This window comes from Pseudomonas sp. TE36184 (genome assembly GCF_054060055.1).
This window is the reverse complement of the sequence record NZ_JBSSCU010000001.1, coordinates 2,315,097-2,333,591: the sequence shown is the minus strand read 5'-3', so window position 1 is coordinate 2,333,591 and position 18,495 is coordinate 2,315,097. Positions and strand designations below refer to the sequence as shown.

General features: G+C 60.5%; 16 protein-coding genes. 8 read left to right on the top strand and 8 right to left on the bottom strand.

The annotated features are described in order from the left end of the window. Nucleotides 1–80 precede the first annotated feature (80 nt). Both ACVWZP_RS10165 and ACVWZP_RS10160 read left to right on the top strand, forming a co-directional pair. Complete coding sequence (locus ACVWZP_RS10165) at nt 81–1,328, top strand: OprD family porin (protein ID WP_201022094.1); 1,248 nt, start codon at nt 81–83, stop codon at nt 1,326–1,328. A 62-nt stretch (nt 1,329–1,390) separates the two neighbouring features. Beyond that, the gene (locus ACVWZP_RS10160; protein WP_288075395.1) at nt 1,391–3,460 is read left to right on the top strand and encodes a 3-hydroxyacyl-CoA dehydrogenase NAD-binding domain-containing protein; all 2,070 of its coding nucleotides are present in this window, start codon (nt 1,391–1,393) and stop codon (nt 3,458–3,460) included. Nucleotides 3,461–3,502: 42 nt separating this feature from the next. Here the strand turns inward: ACVWZP_RS10160 and ACVWZP_RS10155 are convergent, their stop codons facing one another. Then, a complete protein-coding gene (locus ACVWZP_RS10155; protein ID WP_046384070.1) occupies nt 3,503–4,798 on the bottom strand; it encodes an MFS transporter in 1,296 nt (431 codons plus the stop codon). Nucleotides 4,799–5,054: 256 nt separating this feature from the next. Here ACVWZP_RS10155 and ACVWZP_RS10150 point away from each other — a divergent pair, with 256 nt between their 5' ends. Then, nucleotides 5,055–5,933, top strand: a complete 879-nt coding sequence (locus ACVWZP_RS10150) for an alpha/beta fold hydrolase (protein WP_082107783.1) — start codon at nt 5,055–5,057, stop codon at nt 5,931–5,933. A gap of 122 nt (nt 5,934–6,055) precedes the next feature. Here ACVWZP_RS10150 and ACVWZP_RS10145 read toward each other — a convergent pair whose 3' ends face one another. Genes ACVWZP_RS10145 through ACVWZP_RS10115 form a run of 7 tightly spaced genes read right to left on the bottom strand, consistent with a single transcriptional unit; the run spans nt 6,056 to nt 12,490 of the window. After that, complete coding sequence (locus ACVWZP_RS10145; protein ID WP_046384068.1) at nt 6,056–6,943, bottom strand: alpha/beta fold hydrolase; 888 nt, start codon at nt 6,941–6,943, stop codon at nt 6,056–6,058. Continuing rightward, complete coding sequence (locus tag ACVWZP_RS10140; protein ID WP_046384067.1) at nt 6,943–7,752, bottom strand: molybdate ABC transporter substrate-binding protein; 810 nt, start codon at nt 7,750–7,752, stop codon at nt 6,943–6,945. Before ACVWZP_RS10140 ends, ACVWZP_RS10145 begins: the two co-directional genes overlap by 1 nt. Before the next feature lie 29 nt (nt 7,753–7,781). Further along, complete coding sequence (locus ACVWZP_RS10135; RefSeq protein ID WP_126588483.1) at nt 7,782–8,717, bottom strand: SMP-30/gluconolactonase/LRE family protein; 936 nt, start codon at nt 8,715–8,717, stop codon at nt 7,782–7,784. A gap of 26 nt (nt 8,718–8,743) precedes the next feature. Beyond that, nucleotides 8,744–9,688, bottom strand: a complete 945-nt coding sequence (locus ACVWZP_RS10130) for an amidohydrolase family protein (protein ID WP_241561609.1) — start codon at nt 9,686–9,688, stop codon at nt 8,744–8,746. A gap of 59 nt (nt 9,689–9,747) precedes the next feature. After that, nucleotides 9,748–10,566, bottom strand: coding sequence for an SDR family NAD(P)-dependent oxidoreductase (locus ACVWZP_RS10125; RefSeq protein ID WP_046384064.1), 819 nt, complete (start codon nt 10,564–10,566; stop codon nt 9,748–9,750). A gap of 10 nt (nt 10,567–10,576) precedes the next feature. Next, a complete protein-coding gene (locus ACVWZP_RS10120) occupies nt 10,577–11,137 on the bottom strand; it encodes a carboxymuconolactone decarboxylase family protein (RefSeq protein ID WP_046384063.1) in 561 nt (186 codons plus the stop codon). A 12-nt stretch (nt 11,138–11,149) separates the two neighbouring features. Next, nucleotides 11,150–12,490, bottom strand: coding sequence for a cation:dicarboxylate symporter family transporter (locus tag ACVWZP_RS10115; RefSeq protein WP_046384062.1), 1,341 nt, complete (start codon nt 12,488–12,490; stop codon nt 11,150–11,152). A 165-nt stretch (nt 12,491–12,655) separates the two neighbouring features. Here ACVWZP_RS10115 and ACVWZP_RS10110 point away from each other — a divergent pair, with 165 nt between their 5' ends. The 5 genes from ACVWZP_RS10110 to ACVWZP_RS10090 all read left to right on the top strand — a co-directional run bounded on the left by ACVWZP_RS10110 (nt 12,656) and on the right by ACVWZP_RS10090 (nt 18,495). Beyond that, complete coding sequence (locus ACVWZP_RS10110; protein WP_046384061.1) at nt 12,656–13,597, top strand: LysR family transcriptional regulator; 942 nt, start codon at nt 12,656–12,658, stop codon at nt 13,595–13,597. A gap of 199 nt (nt 13,598–13,796) precedes the next feature. Then, nucleotides 13,797–15,932, top strand: a complete 2,136-nt coding sequence (locus ACVWZP_RS10105) for a TonB-dependent siderophore receptor (RefSeq protein ID WP_046384060.1) — start codon at nt 13,797–13,799, stop codon at nt 15,930–15,932. Between the two features lie 251 nt (nt 15,933–16,183). Beyond that, nucleotides 16,184–16,543 carry a response regulator gene (locus ACVWZP_RS10100; protein ID WP_017846984.1) on the top strand — a complete coding sequence of 120 codons (360 nt, stop codon included), beginning with the start codon at nt 16,184–16,186 and terminating at the stop codon, nt 16,541–16,543. Then, nucleotides 16,543–17,154 (top strand): chemotaxis protein CheC, encoded by a 612-nt coding sequence (locus ACVWZP_RS10095; protein WP_046384059.1) that lies wholly within the window; start codon nt 16,543–16,545, stop codon nt 17,152–17,154. Before ACVWZP_RS10100 ends, ACVWZP_RS10095 begins: the two co-directional genes overlap by 1 nt. Nucleotides 17,155–17,166: 12 nt before the next feature. Then, nucleotides 17,167–18,495 (top strand): ATP-binding protein, encoded by a 1,329-nt coding sequence (locus ACVWZP_RS10090; RefSeq protein ID WP_017846986.1) that lies wholly within the window; start codon nt 17,167–17,169, stop codon nt 18,493–18,495.

Here is an 18,495-nt window from a genome sequence, read left to right as displayed (position 1 = left end):
ACCCACTCTCACCTGATGGATGTAGCGGCCCACCGATCTCGAACGAGCGCGGTGTGGCTGCGTACCGCCCGGATTTTCTCATGAATAATAAAAAAACAAGCATATCGTGGGGCGTGATGGTTGCCGTCGGACCCTGCCTGGCCACCGCCCAGGCAGCCGACTTCTTCGCCGACTCCAAGGTCGACCTGGAAATGCGCAACTTCTACATGAACCGCGATTTTCGCGACGGCAGCGGCCCATCAAAACGCGATGAATGGGCGCAGGGCTTCATTCTGCGCGCACAGTCGGGTTACACGCCCGGCGTCGTCGGGTTTGGCCTGGATGCGATCGCCATGGTGGGCCTGAAACTCGATTCGAGTCCGGATCGAACGGGCACGGGGTTACTGCCGGTTCGCGATGACGGCAGCGCCCCGGGCGAGTATTCCAAGGCCGGGTTGACCGCGAAAATGCGCGTGTCCAAAACCGAGCTGAAGGTCGGCACCTTGATGCCCAAGCTGCCGACGCTGCAAGCGAACTTCGGACGCTTGCTCCCGCAAACGTTTCGCGGAGGCATGATCGAGTCCCGGGAGTGGAATGGCCTGGAGCTGATCGGGGGGCACCTTGATCAGGTCACCGATCGCGATGTCACCGGTGCGCGAGGGTTGTCGATCAATAACAAGAATCGGCGCTTTTCCGGCGCGCTTGACGGCGGCAACTTCGAGTTGGCGGGTGCCGCTTACCGCTGGAAGCATTTCCAGCTGACCTATCAGCTCGGACGACTGGAGGATGTCTATCAGCAGCACTATCTCGGTTTCAACAGTACCCACGACGTCGGTGAGGGTAAGTTCAAGGCGGATCTGCGCCTGTTTGTCAGCGACGATCAGGGGCAAGCGCGCGCCGGGCAGGTGGACAATCGTGCGTTCAGCGGGCTGGCTACCTATGAATGGCGGGGCAACGCATTCAGCCTGGGGTATCAAGCCATGCACGGGGATTCGGCGTTTCCCTACGTCGACGGTACCGACCCTTACCTGGTCAACTTCGTGCAGGTGGGCGACTTTGCCGAGAAGGGCGAACGCTCATGGCAAGTGCGTTATGCGCGCGATCTGGCGTCGTGGGGCTTGCCGGGGATGACCTTCATGACCCGTTACATCAAGGGCTCCGACGCAGAGCTGCGCACGACCGACTCCGGCCGCGAGCGTGAGCTGGATGTCGAACTGCAGTATCGGGTGCAGAGCGGGCCGCTCAAGGCCTTGGACATACGCCTGCGCAACGCGGTGTACCGCTCGGACTTCTCCCGTAATGCCAACGACACGCGGGTGATCCTCAGCTATCCCATTTCCTTCCTGTGACCCTTCCGCCTGGTGACGAAGGATCGTTACCAGGCGACGGTCGCATCACTCAGGTAACGCTCATGGAATCCTTGGTCAGTTTGAATTCAGCTGATGGCATTGGTGTCATCGTCATCCATAACCCGCCGGTGAACGCGTTGTCCCAAGGCGTCCGGCAACAACTGTCGGACGCCTTGGCACAGGCTCAGGCCGACCCCACGGTGCGCGCCATCGTCCTCGCCTGCCAGGGCACGACGTTTGTGGCCGGAGCCGATCTCAAGGAGTTCGACCAGCCGTTGATGGCGCCGCACCTTCCGGACGTTCTGAACACCATTGAAAACAGCCCCAAACCGGTGATTGCTGCGCTTCACGGCTCCGTGCTCGGCGGGGGGCTGGAGCTGGCGTTGGCGTGTCATCTGCGGGTCGCGGATGCGTCTGCGGTGCTTGGTCTGCCCGAGGTCAGCCTGGGCTTGATCCCCGGTGCCGGCGGCACGCAGCGCTTGATTCGCCTGTGTGGCGCGTTGATCGCCGTCGACCTGGTCATTGCCGGGCAGCGTCTGACGGCGGCGCAGGCACACGCAGCCGGGCTGATCGATCACTGCGTGGCGACCGACGTCCACGCCGCAGCGATTGAGTACGCACGGCGCTTCAGCGTGGCCCAACCCTTCTGGCGGCGAACGCGAGATCGGCTGATTGCCGAACATGACGCCGCTGAATTCGAGGCGAAAGTCGCCGGCGTCATGAAAAAAATGCGCGGGCAACAAGCGCCCCTGGCTGCCCTCGAGGCGATCAAGGCCGCCCTGACCGTGCCGTTTGACGAAGGCATGGCCGTGGAGCGCAGGCTGTTTATCGAGCGCCGACAATCGGCCCAGGCCAAGGCGTTGCGGCATCTGTTTTTCACTGAGCGCGCCTTGGCCAGCCGCACGCGTCAGCTCGCTGCCAATGGCCACGCGCCCTCGATTCAAAAGGTCGCGGTGATTGGCTCAGGCACCATGGGCGCCGGGATTGCCATCTGCATCGCCAATGCAGGCCTCGTTGTAAGCCTGATCGACGTGCAGGATGCCGCGTTGCAACGCGGTGTGAAAAACATCGACGACTATTACCGGGACGCGCTGCTCAAAGGGCGGCTCGATGCCCAGGCTGCGCAACACTGCCGGGCCTTGATTCGGCCGTCGACCTCAATGGACGCGGTGGCGGACGCCGACCTGGTCATCGAAGCGGTGTTTGAAGACCTGCAGGTAAAACGTGCGGTGTTTCAACAACTGGACAGGTTGTGTCAGCCGCACGCCATTCTGGCGACCAACACGTCCTACTTGGACATCGAAGCCATCGCCGATGGCGTCAGCCGTCCACAGCAGGTCCTGGGCATGCATTTCTTCAGCCCCGCGCCGGTGATGAAACTGCTGGAGGTGGTGCGTACCACCCAGACCGACCGGGCAGTGCTGGCGGCGGTGCTGGCTTTGGCGCAGCGGCTCGGCAAGGTTGCGGTAACGGTCGGGGTGTGTGACGGTTTTGTGGGCAATCGGCTGTTGGCGGCGCGGGAGCGGGAAGCTATGTTCCTGTTGGAGGAGGGCGCGCCCCCCGAGGATGTCGACCGTGTGATGCGTGCCTTCGGCTTCCCCATCGGCCCCTTTGAACTGCGTGATCTGGCCGGCGTGGATGTTGCCTGGCGCAACCGCCAGGGGCGCCTTTCTCGGTTGAACGAGCGTGAGCGGCGCTGCGATTGGGTCGATAAACTGTACGCCGCCGACCGTCTTGGCCAAAAAGCCGGTGTTGGGTTTTATCGATACGCGCCAGGCAGCCGCCAGGCCGTGCCGGACCCCTGGTTGACCGAGGTGTTGGACCAGCACCGGCAGCAATGGCACATCACGCCGCGGAACATCACCGATCAGGAAATCGAAGAGCGCTGTTTGTTTGCAATGATCAACGAGGCCGCCTGGCTGATCGACAACGATATCGTGGCGCACCCTGGCGATATCGATCTGGTGTGGATTCATGGATATGGCTTTCCGCGCTACAAGGGCGGGTTGACTTACCATGCCGACCAGAGGGGGCTGGGCTATGTGGCAAAAGCGCTGACGCGCTATAACCCTGAAGCTGGAAAGGCACTCTTGGCGTTCATGACGCGCCGCAAAACCTTCCACGCTCATTGACGATCGGCCCCGGCGGGTTGTTGAGCCCGCCGGGGCATTGCGTCAGGCTTCTTTGATCACATGCCTCAGAATCAACGTCAGGACCGTCGCGACACACAGCATCGCGGCCATTGCGATAAGGCCGGCGTTGAATGAGTGGGTGAGGTCTTTGAGCCAGCCGACTGCGTAAGGACCGACCAACCCCCCGAGGCTACCCACGGCGTTGATGAACGCAATGCCACCGGCCGCGGCTTGCTTGCTCAGAAACGTCGCGGGGATGCTGTAGAAGCACGTGCGGACCGAACTCAACCCGATCAACGCCACCGTGAGGCCAATCAGTGCCGGAATCAGGTCGCTGTAGACCACCGAGAAAATAAACCCGGCCGCTCCGGTGGCGCAGGTAATGGCCAGGTGGAGCACATACCGCCTTTTGCGCGCGAGCACCTTCGCCCACACGAGCATCGCGACACTGGCAATCAGATACGGTATCGCCGACACCCAGCCGATCTGAGTCGTCGTCAGCGCATGGCTTTTGAGGATTTGCGGCAACCATACGCCAATGCCCAGGATGCCGATGATGTAGCTGAACAGAATCGCGGCGAGCAGCCATACCCTGACGTCGTTGATGGACTGTCGAAAGCTGTGCGCGCCCTTTGACTCATGTTCCGCGTCGAGTGCCGACTGCAACGCTTGGCGCTCGTGCACAGTCAGCCACTTGGCGTCTGCGGGCCTGTCGGCCAGGCACTTCAAGCACAGTACGCCGAGCACACATGCCGGAAGGCCTTGTAGCACCAACAGCCACTGCCAGCCCCGGTACCCCCAAAGACCATCCATCGAGAGCATGGCGGCAGAGAGCGGCCCACCGAGGACGGAAGAGACGGGGATGGCAAACAGAAACCAGGCCATGACCCGCGTCCGGTATTGGATCGGAAACCACAGCGACAAGAAGAAAATGACGCCAGGAAAGAACCCGGCTTCTGCGATACCGGCCAGCAGGCGGATGAAGGCGTAACTGAGCGGCCCTTGAGCCAGCGCGGTGGAGGCGGAGAACAGCCCCCAGGTAATCATGATTCTTGCGAGCCATCGCCGCGCACCGAAGCGGTACAGCGCCAGATTGCTGGGTACCTCGAACAAGCAATAGCCCACATAAAAAATGCCGGCTGCAAAACCGAACTGGGAAGCAGTGAGCCCCAAATCTTCATTCATTGTCAGTGAAGCAAAGCCGACGTTAGTTCTGTCGAGATAATTAAAGAAATACGCGATGGCGAGCAGTGGGATTAACCTTATCGCGGCTTTACGGCAGGCACTCGATTCCAGCGCCTCCTGTCTTGTTACTTCGCCTGCTGTGAGTATGTTCATGCGCGTCCATTATTGTTGTAGTGAGGAACCTGGAAGCATAGGGGCGCGCTTCTTATCCTCGCCAACACCTTTTAACCATAGGTCGCTATAACCGCAGGGCATGGGGCCGTGGCAGTGTTTGCGGGGATTCCTGCCATGCCCGACAGGCATCGAAAACCATGACGCATCAGCATTGGTTATTTTCTTGAAAGTGCATAAACCTGATGGCTCACACCCATCGGTTTGGCGTGCCAAACAATAATAAAAGGCTCATGTAATGCAATACACTAAGATGATTAAATCTCTCATAGTGGCAGGGCTGGTTGCCTATAGCTTGCCGGGACATACCGACGACATGGTCAGAACAATTGTTGCCGAGAAAGGCAATGTACACATTGAGGCGCTGGATCAGGGCAAGGGGCATGTCATCGTGATCCTGCCTTCAAAAGGCCGTGGCGCGAACGACTATGACGAAGTGGCCCGTTACCTGGTAGGTGACGGCTATCGCGTGATCCGTCCGGAGCCTCGCGGTGTCAAGGGCAGCAAGGCGCCCATGGATACGCCGACGCTGCACGATTTTGCGGCCGACGTCGCCTTGGTGATGGATAAAGCCAGCACCGGGCCTGCGGTGGTGGTCGGGCATGCCTGGGGAAGCCAACCTGCGCGTGTGCTGGCGGTCGATCGTCCAGATCTGGTTAAGGGGATTGTATTGGCCGCCGCGTCGGTTGGTAAGTTGCCTGCCGGTTCATCTGAAAAGCCCTACGGCCGCATGCTCGAAGCGATCAAAGGCGCGGGCAATTACGCGTTACCCGAAGCCCAGCGAATCAGCTATCTGAAGGAAGCGTTCTTCGCCCCCGGCAACGATCCGCGCGCCTGGCTGAGCGGATGGTACGACAAGACCCACCAGGCTCAAGACCATGCACGGGACAGCACACCCGTGGATCTTTATTGGTCAGCCGGCGCAACCGTGCCGATTCTCGACCTGCAAGGGCAGCATGACGCCGTCGTTATCCCGAACATTCTTAAATCCATGCTCGGCGATCGGGTCGAACATAAAACCATTGCCAACGCCGGACATGCCATGGCCCCCGAGCAGCCGCGTGAAATGGCGAGTGCCATCGCCGATTTCGCTAAACGCGTGTATGCGGACAAGTGATCGGCGTCTGTCGCCGATTTGATTGACGGGCGGTGCATGCGTTGGCCGTGGCCTGACGGAAAAATGCTCCGGACCTTTCGGTTCGGAGCATTCCTCATCTGTTGCGCGGCGTGTATTGCGCGCTACATCTTGCGGGCGTACTGGGCCTTGGCAAACGCAGCGATGGCATCCGCCATCGCTTTGGGTTGCTCAGGCGCCATGGCGTGTCCGGCATCTTTCAAGACCACGACCTGGACCCGGTCACCGAGCATGCTTTTGAGCACGCCGGAGAAGCGCCGCGGGGCAACCGTGTCCGCTTCACCTTGCAGATCGAGAATCGGGGCACTGCCGGCGGCGAAGTAGTCGTCTACCGGTGTGGTGTTGCGTGCATGGGACTCGGCATCGTGGGTGGCCTGGTGCCAACCGCCCAGCCACACAGTAGGATCGTTGCCGGGGGCAAAGAAGGCCTTGCGCAGGTAGATCAGGCGTTGCTCTTCGGGCAGCGACAGGTCGCCGGCACCATCGATGGCCTGCCGCATCTCGGCATTGATCGGTTTTTCCGTCGAGCCCGGCGGCACTTTGCCGGCAGACGCTGCGGCCATCACTACACCGCGGACAAGGTCAGGGCGATCGGCGGCGAGCATGCGCGCGGCGAAGTTGCCCCAGGCGTGACCGACCACCACGACAGGGCCTGTGTTTTCATGTTCGACGACTGCTGCGACGTCCCGGGCAAAGTCGTGTACCGACAGGTTTTCCATCGGCCCTTTGCTTTGCCCTATGCCACGCGGCTCGGGCCTGAGGACGCGGAACCCATCCACCTGAAGATAATGGGCGACCTGGTCATAATCGCGAGCCGAACGCCCCAATGAAGGGAGCATCACGATCACCGGCCCTTTCCCTTGCGAGCTGACCTCGATTTGCACGTTGTCATAGTTGACCAGCGTTTGCTTGATCGGTGTGCCAGCAGCCATCGCAACGGCGCAAGTGAGGCCAAAGGTGGCGCCGAGCAGAATACGCGAGAGGGTTTTCATTATTTACGCTCCTGTGCCGTTGGATTGTTGGCCGGTTCGAGGCCGCTTTCGGTCAGCAGATGACGTGCGGCCGGGCTGTTGAGGAAGGCAATGAACTCACGGGCAGGTTGTGTATGAGGCGTCTCGCGGGCGACTGTCGCGCAGAACCGGCTGATTTTCTGTACCTCTTCGGGAAGCGGGCCCAGGTAGTCGACGCCGGGGGTGACCTTCAACTCGCTGATTTGCTGCATGCCGATGTCCGCATCGCCTCTGGCCAGCGCCGTGCCCACCAGTTCCTTGCCGGCGATCTCAACGGTTTTACCTTTGATCTTGTCGCTGATGCCCAACCGCTGGAACAGCTCGGTACGGATATACACGCCGCTGGCACCTTGGGAGTAAGCGATCTTGTCGGCATTGAGCAACGCCGAGGTGAGCGCGGCGACGCTTGATACGTCCGGCTTGGGTTTGCCGTGAGGCACCCCGACACCGATGCGCGAGTCGGCGATCTCGCGGCGGGTGGTCATATCAAACGCGCCGGTGGGCGAGAGCAGTTCCAGGGTTTCATCCGCCATGATCGCCAGGTCCATCGGCTCTTTATGCCTGATGCGTTCTGGAATGGATTCGGGCGATGTGCCCATTGAAGGTCCCCAACTGAAACTCAGGGTATTGCCGCTGGCTTTTTCGTAGGCCGGCTGAAGGTGTTCCATGGCACCCCGCAGTGCGCCACTGGCAATGATCTTCAGTTCAGCGGCTTGGCTCAATTGAGAAAAACCGAGCAGGCTGACCAAACCGGTGGACAGCAGTATCGGAGCAGATCTTGTTTTTTTCATGGTGCTGCCTTCTTCAATGGGCGCCTGTTTCAAGCGCCGCGAGTGTTGACGAATAACGAGTACAACGATGTGGTCGACGCCATCAGCAGACGATTCCCGCGTGGGCCGCCGAAGCACAGGTTGGCGCAACGCTCCGGCAGGTCGATGTGACCAATCGCGGTGCCATCAGGGGCGAAGATGCGTACACCGTCCAGTCCGGGCTCAGGCGTGGCCCAGCCGCACCAGAGGTTACCGTCCACATCCACGCGTATCCCGTCGGGCAACCCGCTGCCGGCATCGATCAGCTCACGCCGATGACTGACTTGGCCTTGCTCATCGACGCTGTAGGCGACGATGCGCCGAGGGCGAGCCCTGGACTCAACCAGGTAGAGGGTCTTTTCATCCGGGGAGAAGGCCAGGCCGTTCGGGCCGTCGAGGTCTTCGGCCACGCAGTGCAGGCTGCCGTCCGCATCGAGGCGATAGAGGTTGGCCGGCAGTTGCGCGGTGCCTTGCCGGCCCATGTAGTCGCTGATCAGGCCGAACGGTGGGTCGGTGAACCAGATACTGTCGTCCGACTTCACCACGATGTCATTCGGCGAATTCAGCGGCTTTCCTGCAAAGCTGTCGGCCAGCACGCTGATGCTGCCGTCGTATTCGGTGCGGGTGACGCGCCGGCCGCCATGTTCGCAAACGAGCAGGCGTCCTTGACGGTCGCGCGTCATGCCATTGGCCTGGTTCGAGGGCTGGCGAAAGACACTCAAGCCGCCGGTGGTCTCGTCCCAACGCATGATGCGATCGTTCGGCAGATCGGTGAACAGCAGGAAGCGCGCGTCGGCGAACCAGGCGGGGCCTTCCGCCCAGCGCAGGCCTGTACCGAGACGCTCAACCTTGGCATGGGCAAGGCGGTAGTGCGCAAATCGAGGGTCCAATTCGCGAACGCTCGGGTCGGGCACGCGGGAGCTGGGAACCCAGGTAATTTCGTTCATCGTTTGATCTCCTGAATGGACGCACATCAGGCGTAAAGGCGCGCCGGGTTGTCGACCAGCACCGCCTGCTGCAAGGCGGGGCTGTCGCACACCTGGCGAATGAAGGCGAGAAGCTGGGCATCGTCAGGTATCGGCCCTTTGATATTCGGATGCGGCCAGTCCGATCCCCAGATGGCGCGCTCGGGGGCGCACTCCAGTAACGCGCGAACCTGATCCAGCGCCTGCGGCCAAGGGCCGGGCTGACCCTGCATGGCACGATCGATGCCCGACAGTTTGATCCAGCGATTCGCGTGGCCCAGTTCCGCCCGCAGTTCGTCCATCAACCGCGGATCAACCGGCTGGGTGAGGTCCGGGCGCGCCATATGATCAATGACCAGTGGCGTCTTCAGGTCGCGCCAGGTGTGGAGGAATGGCAACAGCGTCGGCAACTCCCCGTGCACCAGCACGTGCCACCCCAGCGGAGCGACGCGCTCGGCCAACGCGCGCAGCTTTTGTGGGTCGCGGGCCCCCGGCAGATGGCCCATCAAGTTGAAGCGGATACCGCGCAGGCCGCCGTCGTGCAGAGCCTGCAACTGATCGTCGGTGGTGGTTTCATCAATGATGCCGACACCGCGATAATGCCCGTTGCTGCTGGCTATCGCCTCCAGAATGGCGCTGTGGTCGGTGCCATAGGGCGCAGCCTGCACCAGCACGCCGTGACTGATACCCAGTCGACGATGCATGCCCAGCAGTTCGCTGAAAGGCGCAGGCTCAGGCGTATAGGCCGCGTTGGCCGGAAGAGGGAAACGCGCCCACGGGCCATAGATATGGGTGTGACAATCCCAGGCACCTGTAGCGCTGGATGAAATCGACATGCTGGCTCCGAAAGTCTGCCCCGATACGCCGCCTGCCAGACCGATACCGGCGGCAGCTATCATGGTGTGTTTGATGAACAGACGACGTGACGTCTGAACGCAGGAAAAGTCGTCCATGTTCGGCCCTGGTTGGGTAGGCGGGCAGGGCTGCGATTTGCACAGCCCTTTGGAATGAGTCAGTCGCAGCGTGCGGTCATGCCGCCATCGACGATGATTTCCGTGGCGGTGACGAAGCGTGATTCGTCACTGGCCAGATACAGCGCTGCAAACGCCGTATCGCGGCCATCGCCCATGAACCCGAGTGGAATGCGTGCCACACGCGAATCGAGCAGTTTGCTCACATCGCCGCCCGTGCGTTGCCCGGCCAGGCGCACTTCGACCATCGGCGTATGCAACTGCCCCGGAACCACCGTATTTACGCGGATGCCCTTGGGGGCGTATTCGACGGCGGTGACGCGAGACAGTTGAATGACGCCGGCTTTGCTGGCGGCGTAAGCCACTTGTGCCGAGCCCGTCCAGCGCGTGCCGGACGTCGAGGCGGTGTTGATGATCGAACCGCCGCCCTGTGCTTCCATCAGTGGCAGCACATGCTTGCAGGTCAGGTAGACGCTTCTGAGGTTCAGGGCGATCTGCGCATCGAACTTGTCTTCGGCCAATGCCACAGCGCCGCCCGCGGCGGAACCGCCGACGTTGTTGACGAGAATATCGACCTGGCCGTAAGCCGCTTTGCACGCGGCGACCATCGAGGCGACCGCCTGACTGTCGGTGACATCGCAGGCGAATGGGGTGACCTCACCGCCGGCTTCACGGATGCGTTCGAGGGTTTCCTCCATGGCGCCCAGGTCGCGATCGACCGCGAACACCTTCGCCCCGGCCATGGCGAATATCACCGCGACCGCACGGCCATTACCCCAGCCACTGCCGACACAGCCGGCGCCGGTGACGATAGCGACTTTGCCCTTGAGGCGATCGCTTTTTGGGAGAGTATCAGTCATGCAAGTATCCTCAGTTCAATGTAGTCGGCAGTTCGGCAGTGGCGCCCGCAGGTGGCGGAACTTCGAACACCTTGATGGTCATGGAAATCAGGGTGTAGTAACCCGCGATGCCGACCAGATCGACGGCCGCATCGGTACCCATCTGTTCGACGAATTCGGCGTAGAGGCCATCGCCGATAGCGCGTTGGGCGTGCAGTTCGCGAATGAAGCGGTAGACCAGGGCTTCATCGGCGTTTTCGAACGCCGGCTCGCGGTCATCCCGAATCGCTTCGATGATGTGTGGCGCCAGCCCGGCCTTCAGTGCGAAAGGCTTGTGCGCCGCCCACTCGTATTCGGCGAGCCAGTGCCGGCCCATCAACAGAATGGCCAGCTCCGACAGGCGCGGGTCCAGGCAGGTGTCATAGCGGCAGTAGCGGCCCAGTGCCTGGGCGCACTCGGCCAGCGCTGGCCGATGCAGCCAGATCGCCAGAGGGCCGCGCACGCCTTGGCGAGGGCCATTGGCGATGCGCTCGTAAACCGGGCGCTGCGCGTCGCTGAGGTGGTTCGGGTCGATAGGCTTTAAACGATTCATGGAGCTTTCCTGTCAGGGACGCGGTGACTGAATAGAAGGTTTGTGCGCGGGCGCGATGGCCGCCTCGGCTGACGGGCTTTCGACCGGTGGGCGCAGCAGGCTTCGGCTCGGCTTGCGGCCGGTTGCCCGCTCGAAAGCGTCGGGGTCGAATGCGCCTTCCCAGCGCGCGATGGCAAACACCGCGACGGTGTTGCCGACGATATTGGTCAGGGCGGTAGCGGTGGCCATGATCCGGTCAATGCCGAACAGCAACCCCAGGCCACTCAGCGGAAGGGTTTGTACCGATTGCAACGTCGCGGCCAGCTTGATGAAGGCCCCGCCTGCAACGGTGGTGCCGCCTTTGGAAGTGATACTCAGGATCGCCAGCAGACCCAGTTGCTGCACCAGGGAGAAAGGCGTGTCGGTCGCTTGTGCGATGAACCCGATCGCAACTGCCATGTAGATGGCAGTTCCATCAAGGTTGAAGCTGTAGCCGGCGGGCAGTACAAAACCGACGACCACTTCGTCACAACCGCTGCGTTGCAGCTTTTCGATCAGGCGTGGGAATACCACTTCGCCGGACGCCGTGCCGAACACCAGCAGGATCTCATCGCGAATCAGGCGCAGCACAGTGCCGAAGGGCAGGCCGATAGACCAACTGATCGAGCCCAGAATGCCGAAGACGAAGATCAGTGAAGCGGCGTAGTAAACCGCGATCAACTTGAGCAGATAGAGCAGGGTGTCGCCACCGTAACTGCCGATGGCCGCAGCCATGGCGCCGAACGCGCCCAGAGGGGCCAGCTTCATGATGAAGCCGAGCATTTTGAAGAGGATGCTCTGCGCCTCGCCAAGGGCTTTGACGGCGACCGAATCAGGGCCGCAGACGCGGTTGATGGCGATACCGGCCAATACCGAGATGATCAGTACCTGGATGATGTCGCCCTTGGCGAAAGCATCGACCAGTGTGTGGGGAATGAGCCCCAGCAGGTAGTTGATCATCGACACACTGCCTGCCGCAGAGGTGGCCTTGATCGCTTCACTGGATTCATTCAGGCTCGTCGCATGCAGGCCCACGCCCGGTTCAACGACGTTGACCAGAATGAAACCAATGAGCATCGCGACGGTGCTGACCACTTCAAAATAGACTAGCGACTTGATACCGAGTCGGCCGAGTTTGCGCATGTCCTGAACATGGGTAAGGCCATGAACCAGGGTGACGAAAACGATCGGCGCCAGCATCATTTTCAGCAGCGCGATGAATGCTTGTCCGAGGGGCTTCATGGCGACCGCCCATTGCGGTGCGGCGAAACCGAGGATGACGGCAGCAACAAGTGCTATCAGCACCTGTACGTGGAGTTTCTTCAACTGATTCATGGCATTTCCTGGCCCGAGAATGGGCATCATTATTCTTGTGGTAACACGTCCCTTGACGGGCAAGCTGGGCCTTCAGCTATCAGCGATGAGCATAGAAAAAACTAAAGCTAGGCACAAAAACCTTATTTTGATACAAAGCTATGCCATTACGGCATGGTGATAACGATGGATATTCGGGAACTACGCTCCTTCGTAAAAGTGGCCCAGTGCGGAGGTTTCAGCCGTGCGGCCAAAGAGCTCTTCATTGCTCAGCCGGCTCTGAGTCGGCAGATCGCCAAGCTTGAAGAGCAGCTTCAGGTGGCACTGTTCATTCGTCACGGAAGGGGGGTGGAGCTGACTGCCGCCGGGGCGCGTCTGCTGGAGCGGGCGGATGTAATGCTGCGTTACATGGAGGACACCGCTGATCATGTCCGAAACAGTGCGTTTGAAGAGCGCGGCCATTTGGCGATCGGGTTGCCTCCTGCGATCGGGACCATTGTGGGGCCGCAATTGATCCGTCGTTTTCACGAACGCTGGCCGAAGGCGTCGCTGCACGCGCTGGAAGGGTTGAGCACGTCGTTGCAGGAATGGCTGCTGGATGGCCGAATCCAGGTAGCCGTGGTGTACAACCAGCCTCTGCTCGAGGCCTTTGATGTCAAACCCATTTTCAGTGAGCGCATGGTGCTGGTCGGGCCTCCAGGGGAAGCGCCGAGATCGGTGCGTATCACCGGCCTGGCTGATTTCCCGCTGATCCTTCCGGGCCTGCCGCACAGTAATCGTCGCTTGATCGAGCAGGTTGCCGCGCAGAATGGACTGCGGCTGAACGTCATATTCGAAGTGGACAGCGTGAGCTTGACCAAGCGTCTGGTCGCCGAAGGCATGGGGTACTCCATTCTTGCTCACGCAGCCGTTCAGGAAGATATCGCGAAGGGGCTGTTGGTCGGTCACACCATCGAACGACCGGGCATCCGATCCACGGTTTCGTTGACGACACTCAAAGACCGTAGAAGCAGCCGCCTGGCGTTGAGTTGGGAAAAGATTCTGTTGGAGACGTTGGAAGAGCTGGTGACGGTCGGCGCGTGGAAGGACGCGACTCTCTGGCTGGGGCTGGAAAGCACAAAAACCTAGGGTGCCCGGCATGGCAAAGGCGAACCACTCCAGCGAGTGGTTTTTTTTTGCCTGGATTTTTACGCGGTTGATACAAAGCTGATACGCGAAAAACAGTTAATGAGAATCCATGTCATACGCGAATGGTTTGGTATATCATGCGCCGCGAATTCCTGGCAGGTTTGCCTGCGCGTCGGCTCATCCATGAGGTCCAACATCCATGCGTCACACCCTGATTTCCCTCTGCGTGCTTCAGGCGTTTACTCCTTTTGCCTGGGCACAGGTTGCCGCCTCTGAACAACCCAGCCTCGAGTTGCAGGCGACCACGGTCACCGGCGAAATGGACTACGAGACGGCTCAAGGGCCGGTCAAGGGCTACCGCGCAACACGTTCAGCCAGTGCGACCCGTACCGACACTTCGATTCATGAAACGCCGCAGTCCATCAGCGTAGTGCCCAAGGACGTGGTCGAGGACATTGGTGCGACTCGCCTGCAGGAGGCCCTGGACTACGCGGGCGGCGTCGGCCGGGCGAACAACTTCGGCGGGCAAGGGCTTACCAGCTTCACCGTGCGAGGCTTTACCACTGCCGAGTTCTACCGCAACGGTTTCCCGATCAACCGCGGCTACCCGAGCATGCCCGACGCCAACAGCATCGAGCGCCTTGAAGTGCTGCGCGGGCCGGCGACCATGCTGTATGGCCGTGGCGATCCCGGTGGCACCTTCAACGTGGTATCCAAGCAGCCGCTGGCCGAGCCCACGGTCACGCTGGGTAGCCAATTGAATGATCAGGGCATGAAGCGCGGCACCCTCGATGCGTCCGGCCCGCTGGATGAGCAAGGCGCGCTGGCCTATCGTCTGAACGTGGTGGGTGAGGGCGGCGACACCTTCCGCGACCATGTCTCGAGCGAACGCTACGGCGTGACCCCGGTGTTGACCTGGCAGGCCAATGACGCCACCAAGGTGATCTTCGAAGGCGACTTCATGCGTAACAATCGCCCGCTGGATCGCGGCCTGACACGCTTCGCCAACCAGCGTGGGACGCCGTCCCGTGACACCTTCTGGGGTGAGAAGTACGCCGGCGACCTGCACAACGATAACAACATGGCCCAGTTGCGCTTCGAACATCTGCTCAACGACAACTGGACCCTGGGCGGTGGTTTCCAGTGGCTGGACGGGACGATGAAGGGCAATGGTGTCGAGGCCAACGGCGCGACCAGCCTGGATGCCGATGGCCGCACACTTCAGCGCAACTTCAACTACCGCAAGCTGGAATGGACCGACAAGGACTACCAACTCAACCTGACCGGGCACTTTTCCACCGGCGGCTTTGATCACACCTTGCTCACTGGCATCGAATACGAAGACTACGACTACAAGTCGATCATCCAGCGTTCCGCCGTCTTGGCGGGGACCTTTCCGATCGATATCTACAACCCGGTCTACGGCCAGCCTCGTCCGGCGCTGACCCGCACGCCGACACACGATAAAGAAAACCTCAAGACCTACGCGGCCTTCGTTCAGGACCAAGTGGCACTGACCGAGCGCTTGAAAGTCCTCGCCGGTGCGCGCTTCGAGCGCTTCGAGCACGATTACGAGTCCTACGTACCCGGTGTCAGAAGCTGGAACGCCGCCGACAACGCCGTCACCCCGCGCGTCGGCGTGATGTATGACCTCACCGACACCGTCGCGCTCTACGCGGATGCCGCGCGCTCGTTCAAGCCCAACACTGGCGCCAGTCGTCAGGGCGGTGGGTTCGATCCGGAGAAGGGCAAGTCCTACGAGATGGGCGTGAAGTGGGAAGCGCTTGACCGACAGCTGAGCGTCGATGCGGCGATCTACCAGATCGAGAAGAAAAATGTCCAGGGTGTCGACCCCTTTAACTCCGACTTCAATGTCGCGACGGGCCAGGTCCGCAGCCGCGGCTTTGATCTGAACGTGGCCGGCAACCTGACGCCCGAGTGGCGGATGATCGGCGGCTATGCCTATGTGGATGCCGCCGTCACCAAGGACACCACTGTCCGTACCGGAACGCGTTTGGCCAACATTCCGCGCAATAGCTTCAGCCTGCTCAACGTGTATGAGTTCCAGGACGGCACGCTCAAAGGTTTGGGCCTCGGCGCCGGTGGCAAATACGTGGCCGAGCGTGCCGGGCAGACGGCCAACAACACGTTCGCGATGGACGCTTACACGGTCGTCGACCTGCTCGGTTACTACAAGGTCAACGAAAAGGTCAGGCTCAACCTGGACGTGAAGAACCTGTTCAATCGCGAGTACGAAGAGGGCTCGTTCTTGAACTTCTACGCCTACCCTGGCGAGCCGCGCACGGTGCAAGTGGGTATTTCCTACACTCTGTAGCGCGGTCAGCGCCCGGTGCGATGTGCCTCGTCGCTTGATCCGGTGGTATGCCGGGCGAAGGTCACGCAGCCACACTTTTTGGCGGCCTGTAGGGAAACCCCTACAGGCTCCGAAAATCCCTCGCGCAATATCAGGATTGGATGATGGCTCTTTGCTAGATGTCGGGTTAGAGTGATTAAAAGGTTCTTGCGAATCTTCGTTTCTGCGACCCCTCCCGAGGCTGCAGGACACTTCATAATGTGGAGTGCATCATGAAAGTCCTAATCGCTGATGACTCATCCATGTCCCGCAAGCTGGTCTTGCGTTCCCTGCCAGAATCACTGACCGAAGATGTTCGCCAGGCCTGTAACGGTGCCGAGGTGATGGAGGCGTATCACGCCGGTTTGGTGGACCTGCTTTTTCTCGACCTGACCATGCCGGTCATGGATGGCTTCCAGACCCTTGAGGCGCTCAAGCGCGAGGACGCGAATGTGGTTGTCGTGGTGATCAGCGCCGACATCCAGCCGCTGGCCAGGCAGCGCGTATCCGATCTGGGCGCTGCTGCATTCGTCGCCAAGCCGGTTACGGCGCAAGCTGTACTCAATGCCTTGCACGTCATAGGGGTACTTTGATGGAAACCTTGGCCGCGCTAACCGAAGACCAACGTGATGCCTTGCAGGAATTGATGAACATTGCCATGGGGCAGGCCGCCGAACGACTGGCCCGGCTGACCAACACCATGGTTACGCTTTCGGTTCCTTTCATTCACCCACTGATCCGGGAGCAGGACAACCTGTTGATTCCGGACCATCTTCGTCGAAGCTCCATGATCGTCACCCGCCAGTCGTTCCTGGGGGAGTTGCGCGGAGAGGTGTTCGTTTGCTTTGGTTCCATGGGGGCCGACAAGCTCGCCGAATTGCTCGGCTATAGCGACGGCGGCCCTGCGCAGCAGGAAGAACTGATGCTGGATGTCACCAACATCCTGTCCGGCGCCTGCATCAGTGGCCTGGCCAAGCAGGTGGCGATACAAGTGAGTTATGACGCGCCGTCGATTCTGGTCCACAGAGAAGAGTCCGCGAACGCACTGAATGAATTGAACCTGAACGAACACCTGGCGATGGTGTTGGAAATCCGTTTCGAGGTGCAGGCTCATCAATTCTCCTGCGACCTGCTGATCTGTATTACCGAACGTACAGCAGGCGTTGTGGTCCGGGCCATCGATCGCTTGCTCTATGAGCTTTGAAGGGGCGTCTTCATGACAGACAACAAGGCAATTTCCCGGGAAACCCTTGAGTCGATGCTCAAGGCCATCAACATGGGCGTGCTGCTGGTCGATCATGACTGCAAAGTGCTGTTCTCCAACCACTTCATGTCCATCAACAGCGGCCGCAGCGCCGAAGAGCTCGTCGGTCGCACGCTGTTCGAAGTGTTTCCGGAACTGCCCGAGGTCTGGACCCGGCAGAAGATCAACAGCGTCGTCACGCTGCAAAACTTTGCGTTCACCTCCTGGCAGCAACGGCCGCACCTGTTCAACTTCGAAAGCACCCGGCCGATCAGTGGCTTGGTCGGGCACATGTATCAGAACTGCACGTTCTTCCCGGTGCAGGACGCCGATGGCGGCAGTCTGGGGGTGGGCCTGGCGATAAGCGATACGACCGATACCGCTGCCCGCCAACTCGAACTGACGCACCTCAACGAGTTGCTGGAAGAGGAAAAGAGCGCCCAGGCGCTGCTGATCGCACGGCTCGAGGAGGCTCAGGCGCAGTTGCTGCAGTCCGAGAAAATGGCAGCGATAGGCCAGCTTGCGGCGGGCGTGGCCCACGAGATCAATAACCCGATCGGCTTTGTGTGCTCCAACGTCAACAGCCTGCGGCGTTACCTGGTGGATCTTTTCGCATTGCTCGACGCCTATGAACAGGCCAGTGACGAAAAACATGCGCAGGCTCATCCCGAGCTTGCGGCCATGCGGGACAAGGCGGATTACGACTTCATGCGGCAGGACATCGACGAGCTGATCGTCGAGTCAGTCGAGGGGCTGGACCGGGTCACTCGTATCGTCAAGGACCTGCGCGAGTTCTCCCATGTCGACAGCTACGAATGGCAGTTGGCTGATCTGCACAAGGGGCTGGATAGCACCCTCAACGTTATCTGGAACGAGATCAAGTTCAAGGCTCAGGTGATCAAGCGCTACGGCGATATCGAGCCTATCGAGTGCATGGGCTCGCAGATCAATCAGGTGTTCTTGAATCTGCTCATCAATGCGAGCCATGCCGTGGGCGTTGATGGCGAAATCATCATCAACAGTGGCAGGGAAGACGGCGGTGTGTTCGTCGAGGTCGTCGACAACGGTCACGGCATCCCGCTGGACATCCAGAACCGGATATTCGAACCGTTCTTCACCACCAAGCCGGTAGGCATGGGCTCGGGCCTGGGCCTGTCGCTGTCGTACAGCATCATCGTCAAGCACCATGGAAGACTCACCGTCGAAAGTGAACCGGGCCGGGGCAGTTGCTTCCGCGCGTGGCTCCCGTTACGTCAGCCCCAGGTACAGGCCCACGCTACCTCTGCCGTTGAAGGATGCTGA